The organism is Labilibaculum sp. (assembly GCF_963664555.1).
GTDB lineage: Bacteria > Bacteroidota > Bacteroidia > Bacteroidales > Marinifilaceae > Labilibaculum.
Window position 1 is genome coordinate 3117712 of sequence record NZ_OY761461.1, and the last position, 22895, is coordinate 3140606.

At 37.0% G+C, this 22895-nt stretch carries 15 protein-coding genes; 1 reads left to right on the forward strand and 14 read right to left on the reverse strand.

From position 1 onward, the window contains the following. Positions 1–6 precede the first annotated feature (6 nt). The 12 genes from ACKU4N_RS12380 to ACKU4N_RS12435 form a co-directional block, all read right to left on the reverse strand. Positions 7–1968, reverse strand: coding sequence for a sialate O-acetylesterase (locus ACKU4N_RS12380; RefSeq protein WP_321316633.1), 1962 nt, complete (start codon positions 1966–1968; stop codon positions 7–9). Between the two features lie 161 nt (positions 1969–2129). Further along, a complete protein-coding gene (locus tag ACKU4N_RS12385; protein WP_321316634.1) occupies positions 2130–2765 on the reverse strand; it encodes a GDSL-type esterase/lipase family protein in 636 nt (211 codons plus the stop codon). Between the two features lie 75 nt (positions 2766–2840). After that, complete coding sequence (locus ACKU4N_RS12390; protein WP_321316635.1) at positions 2841–4214, reverse strand: MFS transporter; 1374 nt, start codon at positions 4212–4214, stop codon at positions 2841–2843. Between the two features lie 93 nt (positions 4215–4307). Beyond that, positions 4308–5519, reverse strand: a complete 1212-nt coding sequence (locus ACKU4N_RS12395) for a glycoside hydrolase family 27 protein (protein WP_321316636.1) — start codon at positions 5517–5519, stop codon at positions 4308–4310. 5 nt (positions 5520–5524) lie between these two features. After that, on the reverse strand, positions 5525–6727 hold the full coding sequence (locus tag ACKU4N_RS12400) for an AGE family epimerase/isomerase (RefSeq protein ID WP_321316638.1): 1203 nt from the start codon (positions 6725–6727) through the stop codon (positions 5525–5527). Between the two features lie 55 nt (positions 6728–6782). Continuing rightward, positions 6783–8204 carry a glycosyl hydrolase gene (locus ACKU4N_RS12405; RefSeq protein ID WP_321316640.1) on the reverse strand — a complete coding sequence of 474 codons (1422 nt, stop codon included), beginning with the start codon at positions 8202–8204 and terminating at the stop codon, positions 6783–6785. 82 nt (positions 8205–8286) lie between these two features. Then, positions 8287–10566 carry an IPT/TIG domain-containing protein gene (locus ACKU4N_RS12410; protein WP_321316645.1) on the reverse strand — a complete coding sequence of 760 codons (2280 nt, stop codon included), beginning with the start codon at positions 10564–10566 and terminating at the stop codon, positions 8287–8289. Between the two features lie 26 nt (positions 10567–10592). Further along, entirely contained in the window at positions 10593–11873 is a 1281-nt protein-coding gene (locus ACKU4N_RS12415) for a glycan-binding surface protein (RefSeq protein ID WP_321316651.1), read from the reverse strand. A 57-nt stretch (positions 11874–11930) separates the two neighbouring features. After that, a complete protein-coding gene (locus tag ACKU4N_RS12420) occupies positions 11931–13652 on the reverse strand; it encodes a RagB/SusD family nutrient uptake outer membrane protein (protein ID WP_321316660.1) in 1722 nt (573 codons plus the stop codon). A 17-nt stretch (positions 13653–13669) separates the two neighbouring features. After that, positions 13670–16837 carry a SusC/RagA family TonB-linked outer membrane protein gene (locus ACKU4N_RS12425; protein WP_321316663.1) on the reverse strand — a complete coding sequence of 1056 codons (3168 nt, stop codon included), beginning with the start codon at positions 16835–16837 and terminating at the stop codon, positions 13670–13672. Positions 16838–17015: 178 nt separating this feature from the next. Next, positions 17016–18206, reverse strand: coding sequence for a glycoside hydrolase family 130 protein (locus ACKU4N_RS12430; RefSeq protein WP_321316666.1), 1191 nt, complete (start codon positions 18204–18206; stop codon positions 17016–17018). A 9-nt stretch (positions 18207–18215) separates the two neighbouring features. Next, the gene (locus ACKU4N_RS12435) at positions 18216–19313 is read right to left on the reverse strand and encodes a glycoside hydrolase family 26 protein (RefSeq protein WP_321316667.1); all 1098 of its coding nucleotides are present in this window, start codon (positions 19311–19313) and stop codon (positions 18216–18218) included. A 371-nt stretch (positions 19314–19684) separates the two neighbouring features. Between ACKU4N_RS12435 and ACKU4N_RS12440 the strand changes: the two genes are divergently transcribed. Continuing rightward, positions 19685–20563 (forward strand): helix-turn-helix domain-containing protein, encoded by an 879-nt coding sequence (locus ACKU4N_RS12440; protein WP_321316670.1) that lies wholly within the window; start codon positions 19685–19687, stop codon positions 20561–20563. Between the two features lie 111 nt (positions 20564–20674). Here ACKU4N_RS12440 and ACKU4N_RS12445 read toward each other — a convergent pair whose 3' ends face one another. Both ACKU4N_RS12445 and ACKU4N_RS12450 read right to left on the reverse strand, forming a co-directional pair. Further along, on the reverse strand, positions 20675–21796 hold the full coding sequence (locus ACKU4N_RS12445; RefSeq protein ID WP_321316671.1) for a DEAD/DEAH box helicase: 1122 nt from the start codon (positions 21794–21796) through the stop codon (positions 20675–20677). A gap of 256 nt (positions 21797–22052) precedes the next feature. Then, positions 22053–22529: a hypothetical protein gene (locus ACKU4N_RS12450; protein ID WP_321316672.1), complete on the reverse strand. Its 477-nt coding sequence runs from the start codon at positions 22527–22529 to the stop codon at positions 22053–22055. Between the last annotated feature and the right edge of the window lie 366 nt (positions 22530–22895).

Genomic DNA, 22895 nt, shown 5'->3' on the forward strand with positions numbered 1-22895 from the left:
TGGAATCTACAATTTCGCTTCAAAAGGACCCGCTGGTAATTTCGCAGCATTGATTAAGTTGCAATCGGGATTGGAACTCCATGCGTAACGCACCGAAACAGGTTCTGTCACCTGATCTGATGTCAGCTTCAATTTATTCCCTTCAATTTTTGCCTTAGCCCAATGGTAAACACCATCTTTACCAGCAACAGCAAAACCGGTTACTTCCCTGTTATCCGAAGTTGCCAGTCCTTCATAACAATTTTCAAATTCGATTATAAGAGATGAACTTTCTATATGCATAGCCTTGTAAACAGGTCCGCAATAAGGAATATTCTCGCCATAAACTTTGTTTCGCGCCCACAAAGCCAAACGCTTTCCTATATCCTGTTTGTTGCCTGGATGGATGTTTTTAGCATCTCCTATATCAATAGCTGCAGCCATTCCTGTATTTGGTAATTTGAGGGTTAAGCGCTGCGCCTCGCGAAGTTCGGCCCAGCTATCGTTTACAGGTTCTGTATTCCGCTTTAGATAAGAAGCCAGCTGCACAAAACCAAAGGGAAAATCTTCTCCGCCCCATTTGCTTCTCCAGTCATTAATCATCGCAGGAAATAATTCTTCGTACTGCTTTGCTCTGCCGGCATTGCTTTCTCCCTGATACCAAATTACACCACGGAAACTATATGGAATTAAAGGGTTAATCATGGCATTAAACAATACTGCTGGTTGATTGGGATCGTTTAGTTCTATTGGAATTGTTTTGATGTCTTTTAAATTATATCCGACTTTGCATTTCCAGTTTTTAGCCAATTCCATTCTAAATCCATCTTCCGATGTTAAAGCAAAATGAGAAGCTTCTCCCATAAAACCTCCGGCACCCCGATAATCGGATAAACGAATTGCAATTACATTTTTACCGGGTTTTACCAGATTCGAAGCCAGCTTGTATTGTCTGGGAACATCCCATTCGGTACTCTCTCCCACTTTTACACCATTAAACCATGTTTCATCGGCATCGTCAGGTGCTGCAATGTGCAAAATCATTTCTTTATTTGCATTTTCATCAGAAATACTGATGGTTTTTCTGAACCAAATACTTCCATCAACAGATCCAATTTTGGTACTTTCTACCATCCCCGGCAGATCCATTGGCATCCAATCTGCATCATTCAAATCAACCGAAGCAAAAATGGTATCCTTACCATTAATTCCTTTATCGGCCTCACCTGTTTCCTGAATAAAAGCAGCAAGGTCTTTTTTGTATTTTAGTTCCAACTCTTTTTTGGATGTTGGATTTTTTTCAATTTGAAGTACTTTCTCCCGAAAATCAGCTATGTTTTTTAAGGTTTTAGCACTCGTCCAGGCTTCGGCTACGGTTCCACCCCAAGCTGTCTGGATTAACCCAATGGGCATATCCAGCGATTCATCCAAATCGCGGCCAAAGAAATAAGCAACCGCCGAAAATTCTTTACAACTCTCGGGAGTGCATGTTTTCCATCCTTTCGATTCCATTTTTGTTTCAGGCTGAAAAGATGTGTTTCGGTCAACCATAAAAAGATGGATATTGGGATGGTCTGCATGGGCAACCTCTTCTTCAGCATTGTTAACATGAGCCCAATTGCCTAAAAGCGGCATTTCCATATTGGATTGACCGGAACAGATCCAAACTTCGCCCACATAAACATCTTTAATTTCCAATGTTTCATTTTTGGTTTTCACCGTTAAACTATTCGGACCACCATAAACTTCAGAATCAAGTTCAATTTTCCATTTTCCATTTTCATCTGCGACTATTTGTTTATACTGATCTCTAAAGAGAACAGTTATTTTTTTGTTAGCCGGAGCTTCACCAAATACGGAAATAGGTTTCTCGCGCTGAAGAACCATACCATCGCCAAATAGAGGAGACATACTTATTTCCTGAGAAAAACAGTTCGCGTCTGAAAATATCAGTGCAAACAAAAAAATGATGATTCTGAAGTGTTTCATACGATTGTAATTTGTTTTTTAAATTGCCATATGGAACTTACCATGAACCAATAATCATCCCCCTTTGTGTCAAAATCACTTTGGCATGAACGTTTCATATGTTTTTTAAATTTTATTATGAATTCAAAACCATGAACAAGTTCCTTGAATCCATACTATTTCTATTTACTGATAGCCTCATCTACAATTTCAGCCATTCGTTTGTATCCAGCTTTATTCGGATGAATTTTGTCTGGAAACAGATCTTCATTATCGTACATCGCAGAATGAAAATCAATCAACTTAACATCTCTTTGGGTTAGAATAGAATCGACAACAGGAATAACGCCATTTACAATAACCGAATCACGAATTCCCCAAACCTGAGCAAATGCACGTGGCGGATAACAAACATAAATCTGCATTTTCGGATTGGTCGTTTTTAGCGTATCAATCATACTCAGGTAATTCCTGCAAAATTCATTGCTGTACTGATCCCAATTCTGAGGCTTTGAATCATTAGTCCCCAATAAGATAACTGCAATATCAGCTTTGTACTGAACAGCTTCGGCAAATACACTTTCTTTCCATAGCGGGCGATCTCCTTTTCTCAGCATCGTTCTGCCACTAACACCAAAATTCCTCACTTCTTTGTTTTCACCCAGCATCACGTTCATCTGATTTGGATAAGAATCCTGATTATCTCTTCCAAATCCTTGCGTAATGCTATCGCCAATACATGCAATTTTAACAACACGCTCCTGACAGCCAAACAAACAGAAGCAACTTAGAAGACTTACAAATAGAAATTTTCTCATTTTATCTTAAAAAATTAGTTCATAATAATATTCGAACCACAAATTAAACTCTTTTAAAAGATTTCTCACAACGATCTATCTTCGCTTTTCAGCCAATTCGGAAATTACTTGCTTCATATATTTATCGCTCAATTTATACAGCAATAAAAACAGAGCAGAAAGCGCGGCACCAATGGCTGGATAAATACTAATCATCAAGCGAATTCCTTTTAATGATTCGAAAGATTGTTCAGCATTGGCCTCAAAACCATAAGCGGCCAACAGCCAACCTGTAACGGCGCCTCCAAGTGTCCATCCCATTTTTTGCGACATTGAGGAAGATGAAAACACCAATCCAGTAGCGCGTCGTCCGGTTTTCCATTCCGAATAATCGGCAATATCAGCGTACATCGACCAGATTAGCGGCAATACAATTCCAGCTGTTACTCCAATAAAAATGTTGAGCAGAAAAATCAATCCTATTTGTCCGGGTTGCAGCCAATATAGGGCAATACTGAAGAATGATGCCAAAACCATTGCTCCAATAAAGGTTTTCTTCTTTCCTATTCTTGCTGAAACGGGTTTGGCTAACAAAACTCCTATCATATTTGTTACCAACCAAATGGTCATATATGCACCCGCCAACTTATCCCACTTCATTTCTCCAAGTAAAGGAACGGTTTGATCTTTGATAAAATATTTGAAGTAATACATGATGCTTCCATCGCGAAGAGAATTGAAGATCAGCACAGCAATACCGGCGCCAAGCATAATAAACCACTGTGCATTTTTCCCCAAATCTTTTACATCTTTCCAAATCGAATTTTTCACTTCCAATGGCTTTACTCTCTCTTTTGTCCACAAATAAGTCATGATGAAAAAGAAAGCTGCTACAACAGCATAAATTGCAACAGAATATTGATAGCTGCCTGCTTCACTTGAACCTATTTCCCTAAAAAAATCCAATAAATATGGAATAGAAGCGGTCATGAAGATTCCCCCGGAATAGGCACCAATAAATCTGAAGGAAGCCAAAGATGTTCTTTCATCCGAATTATCGGTCATTACTCCCATTAAGGAAGAATAAGGGACATTAATTGCCGTGTACACCATCATCATTAAGGTATAAGTTACATAGGCGTAAATCAATTTCCCTGACGGACCAAATTCCGGAGTGGAAAAGGTTAAAACCCCAATAATTCCAAACGGAATGGCAACCCATAAAAGATAGGGTCTGAATTTTCCTTTCGAAGTACTGGTTCTATCTGCAACAATTCCCATAATCGGGTCATTCAATCCATCCCACAAACGAGTCAATAACAACATTGTTCCAACTGATGCAGGAGATAACTCAACCACATCAGTGTAAAAAATCATGAGAAACATGGAGAAGATCTTCCAAAACATAGAAGATGCAAAATCGCCAAAACTATATCCAATTTTTTCTTTTAAACAGATTTTCTGATCCATTCTATTCGCTTTTAGTGGAGCTGTGTATAAATACTCCAGATAGGTTCGTACTTGCAAAAGCCATTCAACACAGCTTCCCTTTTGCTGGTTTTATTATTTCTGAGGACTAAGTTTTAGCAATAAAACATCATGCCCTTTAATTTTTGACTCAAGATTTTTATTGGTTAACCCGATATTTTTGGATGCATACAGATCGTACATCGAGTAACTTTTGTATTTCTTTTCCAATTGCTTGTGAGTTAGCTGATCGTTTATTGGATGTTTCCACCAATCATAGGTAAGGAGTAATTCATCGTTGCTCATGTTAATAAAAGCCACAGCCCATTCTTCATTGGCAAGAGGTTTTACCCAGATTTCCAATTCCGGACTTTTCAGATGGCAATAAGCTTGAATACCCAAAACATCCTGATTGACTGCAATTACATTTTTATTTTCGATTGTTTTCAATGTTTCGTTAGACATGCTACGGAGGTCGTTTCCTAAAATCAGAGGCGAGGTCAACAAACTCCACATGGCAAAATGTACACGATCTTCCGAATCCGTCATGCCGTTCCCTACCTCCATCATGTCTAAATCGTTCCAATGACCCGGACCTGCGAATTTCCGGAGGTCTTTACGTAGATTAATAATTGGCCAAATGCCTCGTGATGACCAGTTTCCATGACCTACTTCACAATCCCAGCAATTGGTAATATCACCGGTTACTCTCCACAAATGTCCAATATCCTTTGCCCATTTCCAAGGCTCATTATCGCCCCATTCGCAAATACTGAAAACAATTGGTTGTTTACTTGCATGCAAGGCATCTCTCATGGTTTCATAAGCTCCTTTTGCATTTAAATTTTCGGTATTGCACCAGTCATATTTCAAAAAATCAATTCCCCATTCGGCGAAAAGTTTAGCATCCTGATATTCAAAACCACGGCTACCGGGATAACCAGCACAGGTTTGATTTCCGGCACATTCGTACAAACCAAATTTTAAACCTTTTGAATGCACATAATCAACAATGGATTTTATTCCTCCAGGAAATTTCTTTGGATCCGGAACCAGATTGTTATTTTCATCTCTTTCCTTAGCCATCCATCCGTCATCCAATACAATATATTCATATCCGGCTTCTTTTAATCCTAATTCAACAAAAGCATCAGCAGTTTGCATCACTAACTGCTCATTTATATCTGTACCAAATGTATTCCAACTATTCCAACCCATAGGTGGAGTTAAAGCCAAATTCTCTGCTTTCTGAGCATTCACGCAAATGCTGAACACAATCATTATTAGTAATAAAAACAATTTTCTCATTCTGATTATTCTTTTAGTCTGCTATAACTTTCAATTAGTGCTCTGGTATTATGGTATGGGCACTTCCAAAACCCAACTTTACAATCACTAAGAACAGGTTTTCCTGCCTCATTAACACGCCAAAACCATTCTCCGCCTTTACCATCTTTAATATTGGCTTTAACAAATGTCCATATTTGAATGGCTCTGTCTAAATACTTTTTATTTTCTGTTATTTTGTAGGTATCCACCAAACCTATAATCGCCTCGGCTTGAACCCACCAGTGTTTATCTTTATCAATAAGTCCATCAATTTTCTCGTAAAAAACACTGCCATCACGATCCATTCCATCATGAATAACTTTATCTGTTACCTGAACAGCTATTGTTTCCATTCTCTCAATCCATTTCTCATCATGAATCACTCTTGCCGCATCACTAAGCAACCAAGCTGATTCAATATCATGTCCAAAGGATATTTCATTGGATTTTACTGTCCAATCCATATCAAAAAACAATTGGAAATGAGACGTTTGCTGATTAAAAATCCGATCGCAAAATATCGTAAGCAAATTGTTAATGCTATTCTTCAGTTCAGCATTGTTCCATACCTGATAAAGGTTAGTATAAGGTTCAATAATATGAAGGTGCGTATTCATTGACTTTGGCTCATTTGCATCTTTTTCGCTCAATCGCATATCATCCAACATCTGCCAGTCTTTACCCAAAGCCTCAATGTAACCACCAAACTCATTGTCTTTATATTTGCTTTCCAGCAAATGAAAAAGATTTATAGCCTGCATAAGACTATTTTCGTCATTCGAAGCTTTGTAATATTCCGAAAAAGCATAAATACCAAATCCTTGTGCATAAGCTTGTTTTCTATCATTCACAACCCCTCCAACAGCATCAACAGCCCAAAATAAGCCACCATTTTCATGATCCAAAAAAAATGCAAGAATATAATCAAAAGCCCGCTTGGCTATTTCAAGATATCTCTCACTTTTACTATGGTTATATGCGGATGAAAATGTCCACAAAATTCTTGTGTTTAGTACAACCCCCTTTGCAATTTCACTATTGACTTCACTATTATTAGAAATCTCACTATAGAAACCACCATTTTGCATGTCAATTGTACTTTCTGCCCAATAATCAAGTATATCGAACCATTCTTGTTTAATCTCACAAAGAAATTGCTCCAGTGAATTATTTTTTTCTCTCATCATCAATCTATTAATCCATTTGGGAATTCACATTAAAATAAAATATCATTTACATATTCTACTTTAAATCAGGCATTTGTTCTCGTGTAATTACATAAGTATTGCTAAAAGCATTCGTCCACCAAGCAACATTGGCATGTTCATGAACGTTACCCGCAAAATCTGATTCATTTGTATCATTTGTTCTTTCGTAATCGTACCAAGGCATAAAATAAGACCATTTAGCTCCGGCATTCCATTGTTCAGAAATATCAGCCGTGTTGCCACATTCACTTAGAGTGATCATTTTAGTAGGATAAGTTTGCTGAATTGTATTGAATTCAGCAGCAATAGAAGCTACTTCAGCATTATTATAAATGTCTCTTCCCACGATATCAACATAGTTGTCACCAGGATAGAAGGCGTTGTCTTTTGTTTGTGTAGTCCACACCCATATCAAATTATTTAGTCCTTGAGCTTTAAAATAATCGAACATAAAAACCCAAAGTTCTTTGTAGGTATCTGCACCGTCAGTACCCCACCAAAACCACGCTTCACCATTCGTATATTCATATGTATTACCTGCTGCTTCGTGCAATGGCCGCCAAATAACGGGGATGTTTTTAACCTGAAGCAATTTTAAGTATCCAACTATTTCTTCTAAATCAGCTTTGGCAACCGTATTTTCCCAAGTGCCATCTATTGTAACATTTGAAGCCTTAAAAGTTGTTTCTTCCGGTTTATAAGTATAATCTGCAGAACCTTCGTAGGTAGGAACAATCCAGTGCCATCCAGCACTTATGATCCCATTGTTGCTCCACCAATCCTCAACAACAGAAATGTCAGAATAATCAACCCAATCGACAGGAGAATAAGGCAAATGAACGTAATCAAACGTTGCAATTGCAGGATATTTCCCTGTATGCTGTTTCACCCATTCGGCCTCGTTGATGTTCCAGTTCACATTGGCCATTGCAGAGGAAATTATTTTTTCCCCATAGTTCTCCTTTAAAAAGGAATACAGATTTGTGGCTTCCGGGGAAGGATTATCAACGGCAAGCATATTTGTAATATCTACAGCTTGGTTTGCTGCAGTTGTAAAACTTATTGAAATTTGGGCTGAATTTACGGCTCCGTTTACTACTTTTAAAGCCAAGGCATCAATGATCAAAGTATATTCCGTTTCAGTCTGAAGAGTTGAAAAAGTTACCGTTAAAACATTTTCTTCAGCAGTTACACTGCTTACAACATTATTATTTAAGTGAAATTTGGATTCTGAAACAACAATTAGGTTGCTTTCAAACACCAATTGCATAGCGGTTGTTTTTGTATCTACCTCTGTAGCCCCATCTTCAGGATTTGAGCTTACCAAATGTGGAGGTTCAAGTACTTCAGGCTCATCCGGGCCACTTTCAGCACCACATGATAAAACAAAAAGTACAAATAAAATAAGTAACAAACTTCTAACTACTTGATTATATAGAATTTTTTTTTGAAGCATTATTGATTATTTTAACCTTATTGCTTTTCTCTTTCGAGAAAAAAAGCAATAAGGTTTATTGAATAAATAAGTTAAAATTTAATTAAGACCCGATAGAAACTTCTGTCGCAGTATAATCATGACCACTGATTATCAGTCCTCCCGATTGCAATGCTGTTAAAATATCAGCAGTAATGGTCAATTCAAAATCTCCGGTTATATCAAAGTAATCCGTTCCGGCAGCTATTTCTGTCCATGATCCATTTTTAAACGAACCTTGTGCACCAGTCTGAACATCTGTGGCTTTTACGTGAATTACATCGCCAACATTTGCAGAAGTAAAAAGATCAGCAGATAATTGAATATTCCCAGACCAATCACCAGGCATAACTTGTGAGCCTGTCCAAATTGTTTCAGAAGCTGAAGCCTCGAAAGTAATAACAGACACCTTTGAAACAACCAAATTTTGCCCTTGTATTACTATAGCAGTTTCGGACCATCCGTCACTTGTATTTAATATCTGATCCAGAAATCCTTGTGTCAATTCCATTTCGTAGGATGTCTGTACTTCATCAGTAAATTCAAGCATAGCCTGTTGCCCCCAGTTCGCATCATTAATCTGCATTTGTCCGGGAGTACCTGAAACTGTAAAATAAAATTTCAAAATTGACCCGGCCTTCACTCCTTCAAAAGAAGGTTTGTAAAGACGAAATGCTCCACCAGCAGCTTCATTTGCCCATGATCCTAAATCATGAGTCTCATTCATAATCACAGTTTCGATACTACTTACGCCAATTACTGAAATTGTATATGAAATACTTCCTGTTGCAGAAATCAAAGTTAACTCGGTTTTGCCACTAGCCTTACTTGGAATAAACACATACATAGTGGTTCCTTCAACAAAAGAACTTGTCGTATTGCCATCAACTTTTACCTCTGTTAATGCAGCACCATTTACCACATCAATTGAAAATACTTTACCTGAATTAATCTCTGTTTCGAAGTCAGGAAGAACCGGGATATAACAATAATCAGGACTATTTATAGTTACAGAAGAAGTATTAACGGCAGCTCCATTAATCATTGTCAGGATCAACTCACCCGTTGTGGCCTCCATAGGAACAGTAACAGTTATACTTGTGCCGGATTCAGGAGTTACATCAACCGTTAAATCATTGCCAAAAGTAACCGATTTAACCAAATCTAAATCTGTACCGGTAATCGTGATATCATTATTTGCATCCACCGGATTTGGAGTCACATCTGCAATGATTGGTTTTACCAGCACAATTGCATCTGTTGGTACACTTTTACCTGAAGCGGTATTAAGAGTTACGACTCCATCAACAGCATCATTCGGTATAACAACAGTAATACCGGTTCCATTATAGGTGAAATCAGTAATTGCAGTTCCTCCTGTAAACTGTACCGAAGTTGTTAAATCAAGGTCAGATCCGGTAATAAGCACTTCAAGTTCTGCTCTGTAACGATTTACTGCTGCAATAGTAAGTGCTGATGGGACAACAGTTGTTATGGATTCTGAACTAATTACTTCCACGCCGGAATATGCCTTCAGGACAATAGGACCATCTTGAATATAAGCAGAACTTACAATTTCTATTGATGTTGAAGTAACGGATACAAAATCTTTAGCCACAACCAAAGAATCTCCGGAAAAAATAATTTCTGATACCAAATCAAGATTTGCTCCACTAATCACTATGTTTTCACCAGCCTTAACAAGCGTTGGCGAGAAACTTGTTAGGCTTGGTTGTAAAATAGTTAATTCTAAATCAGAATAAAGTTGATTTTCATGAACATCTTCTACAATAATTTTACCGGAAACAGCCACTTTTGGAACTTTTAAAACAATTTCTTTACGAGACTGAGACACAAAATTTGCAGAATCAACACTTGCATTTCCCTGAAAAACAACCTTAACAATATTGTTAAGGTAATCACCACTAATTGTAACCTCTTCTCCTTCCCGAACAGCTGTTTCGACAGGCGCAATTGATGTGATCGAATAAGGTTCGGTGTACCCAATTCTTGATTTTGTTGTAATAGAACCTCCTTTGTACTTTAAAATTACAAGACCAGGTTCAGCCTCTTGCGGTACTGTAATGGTTATTTCAGAACTACTAAGTACAGTGATATTGCTTACCTCGATATTATCCGGTAAAACTACAGAGGTAACTAAGTCCAGATCCTGTCCGATAAAATGAATATCAGTCCCACGTAAAACCGGGCTTGGACCAAACGAATACAGCTCAACACTTCCCCCATTATCATCGTCTTTGTCGCAAGAAACAACAAAGATGCCAGCCAATAGTGTAAAGCATATTAATGCTATACGTAATCGATTATATATATTATTTTTCATAACTAAAATACGTTTTTGTTCGATTTTTACTCTTTACTATTCACAAGGCGAACATTATCAATCCACATTTTCAACCCGAATTCGGCAGTTGACTCGTTAACCGCACCAAACCACATCACATTTAAATTCTGAAGTTCACCCAGACTTGTTATAGCACGATCTGTTTCTGATTCATCTTTGCTATAAATAAAATCTGAAATTGGCATACTTACAGTAATCCAATCATCGGTAACATAGTTCTCAGAAACGCCGTTATTGTTGTATGGTTTCCAGTGATATTGAGCATTGGCACCATCTACATTGTGGCTGCCGTCGTTGTCAAACCAAATTAACATTGGAGTATCATGCCACTCATGACAATAACATTCAAATTTCAACACATAATCACTTGCATCCCCCTCTGAAACAAGAGGCTGTGCATTAGGATTAATGTATAATAATTGAATTGAATTTGCAGGCCATGCCCAAGAACCAGTTGTTCCTTCAAAATTCACATAACTGCCCGAAATTCCATTTTCAGAGGCAAAATCAGATAATCCCCAATTATTCCATGCTGTTGGATTTTCTCCATCAATAAAAATATCTGAGTCATCTCTAAAAATAAAAGATGTGCGCTCTGTCCCATAATCATTTGTTACAGTAATGTAACCTTTCATCGTTCCGTTTGGCACGACAGCCGTAATATATTCGTCGGTAAACTCAAGCACTTCAGCCTGCAAATTACCTGGAAATAAAACTTTAATATCACCATTTGCTGTTGGGAAAAAGTAGGAACCATAAATCGTAATTTCTGCAGCATCTTTTGCCCATTCGCAGCTTACTGATTTAATCTTTGGAGGCGTAATTTTAGTTATAAAATCATAAACCAAACTTTTACCCGAAGAAGTATTTAATGTAATCGTATTTGTTACTTCATCAGGAATAGATCCAGGTACTGTAACAACTATTGAATGTGATGTTACAAAGTTTGGATTTAATTTAGCTTGTTGATCATTAAAATAAACCGATACAACACCTTGCAGGTCTTTTCCTATTATTGCAATGGTTTGCCCCATTGAAGCACTTACAAGTAAAGAGTCCGAAGCTGCCGCATCGGTAGGACGTACGTATTGAATGGAAGGTGTACCTCCATCACTATCATCATCATTACAGGCAGTAACACCAAGTATTACTACAAATAGTAATGATAATATTTTTAGTATGTTTTTCATATGATTATAATTTGTTTTTGATTTGCCATATAGAACTTGCCATGCAGGAATAATCATCTTCTGTTTGTCAAAATCACTTTGGCATGGACGTTTCATATGTTTATTTTTTTTTTATCCTTAATGATAAGGAGTTTACTATAGTCACAACACATTCTATTCACCATAATAGTCAACAGCACCTTCAAGCAAGATAGGAGCTTTAGTAGTTACCTCTGCTGGTAAACTAATATACATTGAAGAACTATTGAAAACGATATTATTAACACGTTCTCCATCCCATTCTCCATTATCAGTAGTTTCCCATCCTATTATATAAGAGTTTCGATCGTTCTCAAGAATATATTTGTCAGCAGTAGATAATCCCTCCTGATCCATACTATTATAATCGAACACATACAACTGATCTCTTTTCATGCTATTTAAATATTCTATAGCTGCAGTGTTGTTTCTATAGTAGTAACGTTTTATATCGTACCATGAATTAGCCTCAAAAGCAAATTCCTTACGACGCTCTTTAATCAAATCAATGTAAGTTAAAGGAGCAGAAACATTGTAACCAGCACCATGAGTATCCAATACCTTATTGATGTACCCAATAGCGGCTGCATCAGAGGTTGTTTCGCTTAAACCCATTGATGCTTCGGCATAAAGAAAGTAAACATCAGAAAGTCGTTGAACGTAGATATTGTTCCCTGCATCCTGATTTGTTCCAACTTGTCCTCCCGTGTCAGCAGATTTACCAATAACATATTTTTTAATGTGAGCTAACATACCATTCGTCGATTCTACCTGAGTATCTAAATCTTCAGGATCGCGGTAAGAGAATTGGTATGTGTATCCACCATTGGCCTTGTCCAGATTTTCATAGTAATCTCCATGGGTCATATAAGTCCATTTACGGCGGGCATCATTAGGGTGTTCTGCAAAAAGTTCCTGAAGAGAAATGGTTGGTCCCTTACCTGCTCCCCATGTTTGGTCGGCAATACGAGATCCCCGGCTCCAATTCACATTTCGTGAATTCCCATCGCCGTAATTTCCTACCATACATTGAATAGAAAAAAGAGATTCTGAACTATTATTCGCTTCTACATCAAACATTGTAGAAAAATTATCATACAAAGCCAGGTTCGAATCTTCAATTACCTGACGGGCATATTCCTTGGCTAAGCTAAAGTATTCGCTATTCCCCTCATAAGCTCCTCTTGTTACATAAACTTTTGCCAACATTCCTAATGCCGACCATTTGGTTACGCGGCCTTCGTCATCCGTTTTTGAAAGAATACCTGCTGCAAACTCCAAATCTTCACACATGAATCTGTATAGGTTTGACTGTGTATGTTTATTAACATAAATATCAGCGACATTTCCTGAAGTAATTAACTCTGTGGCATTTTCAATAATTGGCGCTTCTCCCCAGTTTTCAGCTATAAAATAATAGGCAACGGCTCTCATATAACGGGCTTCGCCAAGCGCTTTTTGTATTACATCTTCTGAAATACCGTTTTCACGTGCTGCCGATGGCATATCATTTATAATCGAGTTAGAAAAAGATACTACCCGATACAAACCTTCCCAGCCAGTATTATTGAATTTATTACCAGCTCCAACCTTGTTGTAGTAAAACTGACCTTCGGCATCATAGGTATAATACAAATCACCTGCTAATTCGTCTCCGGCCAACCACATAAATTGAGAATGAAAATCCCACCAAACACTACCATATAGCGATGCGGTATTCGCCCTAACATTAGCCTCAGAAGTATAATAATTTTCTGCAACAAGAGAATCCTGCGGCACCACAGTCAGAAAATCGTCACAACCACCCATTGTCATTACAACAATCAAAAAATATATGATTTTAAATAAATTTTTCATTTTCTTAATTTTTTAGTTTAAAATCCAACATTAATACCAAAAGTATAAGTACGAGGAGTTGGATAACGTCCCATATCAATATTTTGATACAATGCAGATTGATTGTAAGCTCCAACTTCAGGGTCGTAACCAGAATAATTTGTCCATGTAAAGACATTTTGTACAGTCCCATAAATTTTAGCATTATTTAATCCGACTAACTTAAGAGCCGATTTTGGAATGCTGTATCCAAGTGTAATATTGGATATCCTTAAATAACTTCCATCTTCAATCCAACGATCACTCATCCTGGTATTTCTGTTAAAATCGTTAGTTGACGGGCGAGGAATATTGGCTTCCGGATTTAGAAGATATGCATTACCAGAACCATCGGAACCAACCTGAGCACGATTGACAACAGCCTTTGACTGATTATCCCAGATAGAGGTCATTCCCTCTGTTCTTACGCGTGAAAAATTCAAAACATCACCACCATAAACACCGTTTATCCCAACTGTTAATTCAAAGTTTTTATAGCTGAAAGTATTATTAAATCCGAATGTAAATTCAGGATTAGGATCTCCTATTACAGTCTGATCATTATCATCAATAACCCCATCAGAATTTAAATCCTGAAATTTAATATCTCCCACATAAACTCCTGTTTTCTGATTGTATAAATTCAGATCAGAATTTCCCGGATCTTCAACTTGAACAGGTGAGTTTAATATATCTTCTTCATTGGTAAATAAACGATCAGTTTTGTATCCATAATACACTCCCATCGGTTGACCAACCATAATAGCTGTAGCTGTTTGGAATTCACTCCACCAATCCAAATTCCCATAAAGCACCTGAGAATCATCATTTAAGGCAAGCACCTTATTTCTGTTTACTGAAACCACAACATCAGAAGACCATTTAAAATTATTATTCGATATGTTTATCGTATTCAAAGATATCTCAACCCCTTGGTTCCGAGTCTCTCCAATATTAACATAAGGAGCAGCAATTCCTGAATATTCATCTTTGTCCCCCAGATAGGAAGGAATTGAAACCTGCATCAATAGGTCTTTAGTTGATTTTCGATACATATCAACTGTTAAAGAGATTTTATTTTGAATAATCCCCATATCAATACCAGCATTGTATTGTTGAGATGCTTCCCATTTTAGTTTTGGATTTGATACATTGGCCAATCGGTAAGCTGTTCCTAAAGGAGTCGTCATGGTATGCATAGCAGAACCGTATTTATAAGTCCCAATATTGCTATTACCTACCATACCATAACCTAATCTTAATTTCAAGTTGCTGACTAATTCAGAATCTTTAAGAAATGATTCCTGCGAAACTCTCCACGCGACAGCTGCAGAAGGAAAATATCCCCATTTGTTATCTCCTCCAAACTTCGAAGATCCATCCGCACGCATGGTTGCAGTTACAAGGTATCTGTCATCATAATTATAGTTGAGTCGACCAAATACCGAAGAACTGGTCGCTTCATCTTTCCAACCATCATTAGATACAAAATCGCCGTCTTCTGTCATTACAAAAATATCATCAGTTGTAAAACCTTGCTTAATTAATGAAGTCCCTTCCCATGCATTTTTGGACATCTCCACACCTACCATGATACTAAAACCATGTTTTTCCAGCTTGAAATTATATGTTGCATAATTTTTCCATAACCAGTATACAGAATTGTCTTCGCGCTGCATCATCTTATTAAGGTTCGATTCAATCAGACCAAAATCGTAGGTCGGAATAAAACTTTTATTTTTGCTACTCGAAATATCATAACCAAACTCACTTCGGATATTCAAATTTTTCACCGGATCAATTGACAAATACACATTCCCCATGGCACGATTTCGAGTCAATGTATTGTTTTGCATTTTGGCTAACCAAACCGGATTGTACTGAGAGGCGCCGTTAATATCCCCTGGACCTGCCCATGTACCGTCAAAGTTGAATACCGGTACGGAAGGCTGCATAGTTAAAGCCTGCATAATCACACCATCTGTACCATCTTGACGCGTTATTGTTTCATCGGTATGTGTAACAGCAAGAGAAGCACCCATTTTAAGCCATTTACGAACCTCTCCATCAACATTAAGACGTGAATTATATCGTTCAAAACCAGAGCCAAATATGATACCATCCTGATTCATATAACCTACACTTGCAGCGAGTTTAAATTTTTCTGATCCTGCGGTTAATGATAGTTGATGCGATTGCAATGGTGCTGTTCGAAAAATTGCATCCTGCCAATCTGTACCTTCTCCCAAAATAGAAGGATCCTTATATGCCTCATCAACTTCATTTTGCGTGAATTCTCCTAGTTCAACCTGATATTTAGCATAATCTCTCAAGTTCATCATATCGATCGTTTTGGCAACTTTTTGAAATGCCATGTAGCCTTCGTAGCTAATCTTTGCCTCACCGGATTGCCCCCTTCGGGTTTGAATAATTACAACACCATTGGCTCCTGCGGCTCCATATATTGCTGTTGCTGATGCATCTTTCAAAACATCCATAGATACAATATCTGATGGAGAAATGGTAGATAAAGGATTCACCTTTGTTTGTCCACCAGTTCCACCTGCCCAGGCAAAACCACCAATTTCTGATCCTTCACCGCTAAATGGAATACCATCAATAACATAAAGTGGTTCGTTGGAATTGTTGATTGATGAAGCCCCACGTATACGAATGGATGCTGCTCCACCAGGAGCTCCGGAATTTTGAGTAACCTGAACACCAGCCAATCTTCCTTTAAGCATTTGATCAGCATTGGAAATAGTCATTCCCTTAAGCTCGTCTGTTTTTACAGAACTAACAGCTCCTGTCAAATCACTTTTTTTCATCTTACCATATCCAACCACTACTACTTCATCCAAACCTTCTGTTTCAACTTCCATTTTCACATTCAACGAAGTAAGTTTAGATGCATCGATAATTTTGTCTTTAAAACCAATAAAGGAAAATACAAGAACAGTTTTACCCTCTGGAATAGAGAAACTATAATTTCCGTCAACATCGCTGATAGTACCTTGCGTGGTACCTTTAATTACAATGGAAACCCCCGGTAATGGGAGCATTTGATCATCTGTTATTGTTCCGGTTATTATTTTATTTTGTCCGTAAGCCAATTGCTGTGAACAAAACAAGAAAACAATAACCAAGATTTGTAGACTCTTGTTCATAAAATATAGATTTAAATTTAAAAGGTTAAATTTATTTACACATTACACTCTGTAATTGTATTTTACTCATCATTAGTTAATAGTTACAAAAACAACATAAGTGATGACACAGCGCATTATTTTGTCTTTAAACATCAGTAGGGTGGCATAGAATATAGCCTTTGGGCAGATTACTTTATTATTTTAACACATTTGTGAAATTTAGATTTTCATCAATCAATTCGTTAATTGTATTGACAGATTGATGTGAGTGAAATTTATCTTGCGGCGAATTAATGCAATAGTCAACTAATTGATCTACAGTTGATGTTGCCACATGCATTCGCGTATCCGAAGAAGCATAATAAATTTTCACGCTGTGATCTTCATCAGCAATCCACCCATTCGAAAAAACTACATTCGAAACATCACCTACACGCTCAGATTGCAAGGGAGCAATAAAATGACCATGCGGTTTGTGAGTAATCACCCATGGCTTTTCCAGATCCGTCATGAACATGTATAAGGTATATCTTAATCCTGCAGCAGTATTCCGAACTCCGTGTGCCAGATGCAACCATCCTTTACCGGTACGGATTGGCGTCGGTCCTAATCCGTTTTTCACCTCGTAAATGGTGTGATAGGTTTTGGCATCAACAATGATTTCATTTACCACTTCTGCATTCTCAATTGTTTTAGACAAGCCAAAACCAATTCCTCCGCCTTTTCCTGTATCAATAAAACCATCCTGCGGACGGGTAAAAAATGCATACTTTCCCTCTATTAAGTGAGGAAATAACACCACATTACGCTGCTGTCCTGAAGTCGATTTTAAATCAGCCAAACGTTCCCAACTCACTAAATCTTTCGTTCTGGCAATACCAGCTGAAGCTACTGCGCTTGAAGTGTCCCCATCTGGTGCATCTGGGTCTTTTCGTTCAGTACAAAACACACCGTAAATCCATCCATCATCATGTTTCGTCAAACGCATATCGTAGACATTAGTATCCTCATCTTCAGTTTGAGGCATGCTTACTGGCCGATCCCAAAATTTAAAATTATCCACCCCATTTGAACTTTCGGCAATAGCAAAAAACGACTTTCTATCGTTTCCTTCAACACGAACCACTAAAAGATATTTACCATCAATTTTAACAGCACCCGCATTAAATACTGCATTAAACCCGATACGCTCCATAAAAAACAGATTGGTATCTGGATTAAAATCAAACCGCCACTGCAATGGCAAATGATCTCTTGTTACAATAGGGTTTGCATACCGATTGTATATGCCATTGGTACTAAACAGTTTTTCATTCTTTCTTCCCAACAATTCTTCATGTTTTTCACGAATCAATTTTATTCGTTCTGCAAACAACTCTTTATTCATACCAAAAGTTTAATTATTTATTTTTTTCAGTTTATTAAAATCGGTCAGTAAAAGCATTTCAGGTTGATCTAAAAAGTTCCTGGCATCAGTGGCTGACGAATGATTTTCGTAGGGAAAAAAGAAATGAACCTTTGGGTCACTCCTCCAAACCATTACATAACTTAATTCTTTGCTGATTAATGAATCACCAAGCACTTTGCCCAGTTTTTTAGTAAACCACAAGGAATCAGAAACATTCTCCAAACCAGTTTCTGTCAGCGCTGCCAATTTGTTCTTCTCTTTTGCATAAGCAATTAGAATGTATAATTTTTTAACAGCTTCCTTTTCGCCATCAGGTATTTTTAAATCGTAATAATTGTCCATTCCTATAATATCAACCACATCATCACCGGGATACCAGTTCAAGTATTCTTCAATAGTTGAAAAATTTCGGTCAGGAGAATAGGCCACCAACATTTGAGTCAGTCCTTTTTTGTTTTTTAAATAGTTTATGGTGAACCGAAATAACTCCTTTACTTCTTCTGCTGTGCAGTTTTTTGTTCCCCACCAAAACCAAGCACCATCCATTTCGTGCCACGGACGAAAAATAAAAGGCATTGCGGTTCCATCATCTGTTTTCAAGGATTTAAAGAAATCAGCAACCCTATCCAATTGAATCAAAAACTCGTTGTGATGTGATCCATTTGGCAAAATATGCTTCACGACATCGTTTTCGGTATTCCATGAACTTTCTCCATTAACAACCGAAAAAGGATGCCAGCTAAACGTATTGATTCCTCCCATTAAATACCCTTTTATTGCCAATCGCTTCATGTCCGAAAAAGGAACGTTATCCAAATTGTGCGTGTGTTGAAGTTCTATACCACCTAATTCCCAGCCGAACATGGCCGGATAATCTCCGGCAACCCGTTTCACATCCGACTCTCCATCCACATAAGCCCAATTCTTTCCATATGCCAAATCATCCTGATGTCCAAAAAGAATTCCTTTTCCTTTCACAGATTTCAATTGTTCTGCAATTGAATTGATGGTTTTATCAACTGGTTTTTGGGAGCAAGCCATCAACACAGACAGACCTATAACAGCTGTTATTTTCGGTATTATCATTACATTATTGTTTTTATATATTCTTTTTAATTGCAACTTTCTCATCTGTGAAAAATTCCCTTAATAATTACATCTCAAAATTATATCGTTTGCACCCCTCGGTCAAGTATTTTTCAATCGTAAGATGATACTTTATTATCATTTCTAATAAAAATGATTTGCAACATCAAAAAATAAACGAAACCACCTCTTATTCAATCAAATAACAAAATAACTAAATGACACAGAACCCGAAAACACAGCTAAAACACACAATATATTTACCAGAACTTAACTCTACAATCCAAATATTCATCTTAAATAGTACAATTCAACCACCATCTATTGTACTATCACATCATTTTAAGTAGTTTTGCATAAAATTACAAGCTATGAAAGACCATATTCACAGAGAAATAACCCCTTTGCAAGAGAATGATTGTTTCCTAATATTTGACAGAGAAAGAAATGCTTTTAACTTTCCAATTCACTTCCATCCTGAATTCGAAATTAACTACATACATAAAGCAAAAGGAGGAAAAAGAATCATTGGAGATCACATTGGGGAAATCCAAAACAAAGAATTAGTTATGGTAGGTCCTAATCTTTATCATGGATGGGAAAATTACAAAAACGATAGCAAAGAACTTCTGCATGAAATCACAATACAATTCCCCAGAGAATTATTCGATGATAATACTCTGAATAGAAATATGCTTAAACCCATACGGGAACTGCTCAACAATGCCAACAGAGGTATTTTATTTTCAGAGGATACGACAAGAATGGTGGAACCAAAACTAATTGCTCTTAGTCAGAAAAGAGGTTTCGACAGTTATTTAGCATTTCAATCATTATTATATGATCTCGCTATTTCCAGAGAACAACATTTACTTACAAATATGTCATTTCACCGCCAGAATGATTTTCACAATAGTGAAAGAATTGAACGAATTTACAAGTACATACAAGACAATTTCCAGCAAAAAATTAAGCTTGAGGATGCGGCTGCACTTATAAACATGTCAGTAATATCATTTAGTCGCTTGATAAAGCAACGAACAGGGAAATCTTTTGTTGAATTTGTTATTGAAATTCGTTTGGGAATAGCTACCCGGCTATTAATTGAAACCAACAAGAGCATCGCGGAAATTTGTTTCGATTGCGGCTTCAACAACATTTCCAACTTTAATAGAATATTCAAGAAAAAACAAGACTGTACTCCGTCTGAATTTAGAATGAACTTTAACGGAACTAAAAATGTGTATTAACCTAGCATTAGTTAAAGGTTTACTGCAATTTTATGACTGTGAAATAATCTTACAAAAAAAGAGATCCTGCTAGCAAGATCTCTTCGATATATTTTTATGAACAAGAGCTATTTATTTTCTTGGTCTGATTTGGTTGAAGGCAATGTTTAACGTTTTTTGGAAATAACGGAGGTTTTTAAGCTCCTTGCTATTTACCAACGACAGCGAAACACCCTCTTTACCTGCACGTGCAGTTCGACCGCTGCGGTGTGTGTAATACTCTTCCTTATCGGGCAATTCATAATGCACAACAAACGAAAGATCTACAATATCAATTCCGCGGGCAGCAATATCTGTAGCAACCAAAATTCTCAGGCTTTCGTTTTTAAAAGCCCGCATTACCTTATCTCGTTCAATCTGTTTTAAATCGCCGTGAATGGCATCGGTAGGAATATTTTTTGCAATTAACTGCTTGGCCAAAACCTGTGCCGAAGCCTTGGTTTTACAAAACACCACACCCCTGTTTTTTTGCTCCGATTTTAAAAACTGAATCAGGATGTTCAATTTTTCATTGTCTTCGCAAATCAGAAACTGATGCTGAATATTTTTATTTACTACATTTCGTCCACTCACCTCAATTTTATGCGCGCTGGGAGAAAAGTGTCTTTTAATAATCTGCATAATTTCCTGAGGCATAGTAGCCGAGAACAACCATCGGTTTTCTACACGCGACAGGTGAGTTAAAATCTCATCCAACTGCGTTTTAAAACCCATGCTCATCATTTCATCAGCCTCATCCAAAATTACAGTCTTTACATGACTCAAATCAACTGCTTTTCTCTTCACCAAGTCAATCAATCGACCTGGAGTCGCCACAATGATATGAGTTGGACGACGCAAAGCACTAATTTGCCGGTCAATTTGTTCACCACCATAAACCGATTCTGTGAAAATCTTATCGGAGTACTTGGTAAACTTGAACAATTGTTTTGCAATTTGCTGTCCCAACTCGCGGGTTGGACAAAGAATCAAACCTTGCACTTTGTCTGATTTGGTGTTGATTCTTTGTAGTAAAGGGATTCCGAAGGCTGCTGTTTTACCTGTACCCGTTTGAGCCTGTCCAATTAAATCGGTGTTAGCCTGAAGAAGTACCGATATCACTTCTGCTTGTATTTGAGTAGGCTTAATAATATTAAGATCGTTTAATCCCTTGATAATATCTTTATTTACGCCTAATTCCTTAAAGTTTTCCACAACAAATAATTTAAATAGTCCGCAAAGATAGCTTAATCAATTCAGAATTAAGAATGATGACTAAAAATACTGAACTGCTCTCAAAATCCTATGACTAAAGCCAGAGGTGAAGCATCAAAAATGCCATAAAATAACCGGATAACAAATCATTTTGTCCCCTGTTTTAGCAGGAATAGATACACAAAAACAGCGTAAAACATGATTCAAGAGAACGTTTTACGCCTGCACCCATCTCAAAATACAAGATTAATTCATCTTAGAATAATTCCCTGTCTTCTTCATTTTCTATTTGCATTGCATGCACCAATGTCCACTTAAATGGAAAGGACTTACTCAAGGTATACAACACCATAATCCATGGCAAAAACCAAATCAAATTTTCAGTTAGTGAATAAGCAAGTATGGCTACAATTCCTGTTAATGCTCCAAATAACATTTTAAAAGAAAATGCTTTTCTAAAATATTTTAGTTTTTCTTCCAAACTATCAAACAAACCCACATATTCCAATTTCTTTTTATACATCATCTCCGAAATAATAATCTCCACAATAATCAAAGAAATTCCCAATATGTTCTTCCATATTGATATATTCAAACTTTTATGAATACTTAAAATTGAATACTCACCGCCAATAGCCAAAACGCCCAAAGCAAGTTCAACAATAAGAACAATAAAAAATGCTGAAACCAATCCAAATCTTGTCCACTGAACCAGTTGTTGTAAATTCTTCATAATAATAAATTAAGCAATTAATTAATAGATTTAATTTTTAGCAGGAGGATCGCAATCTTAACGAATAATCGCTTTACTTGAGGTTACACACCTCAAAAAACCTTGTTTTTTTAAAGTTATTTAACACACAAACGATTACAAATCATTTGTGCGGGTCAGTGCAGAAATTCAAATTAACCCGAAATAAACAGATTAAAAAATATCCGGATTGTAAGAAATGCTTCCGCATTCTAAATATTGCAAAAGCAGGTGGTGTAATTTACAATTAACTTAATTCCTGCAGTAATTACAAATAACAGTAAAAAGTGGTGTTTCCTTTCTATTGATTTATTACTTACAAATCAAAAATAAAGGAACACTCCTACT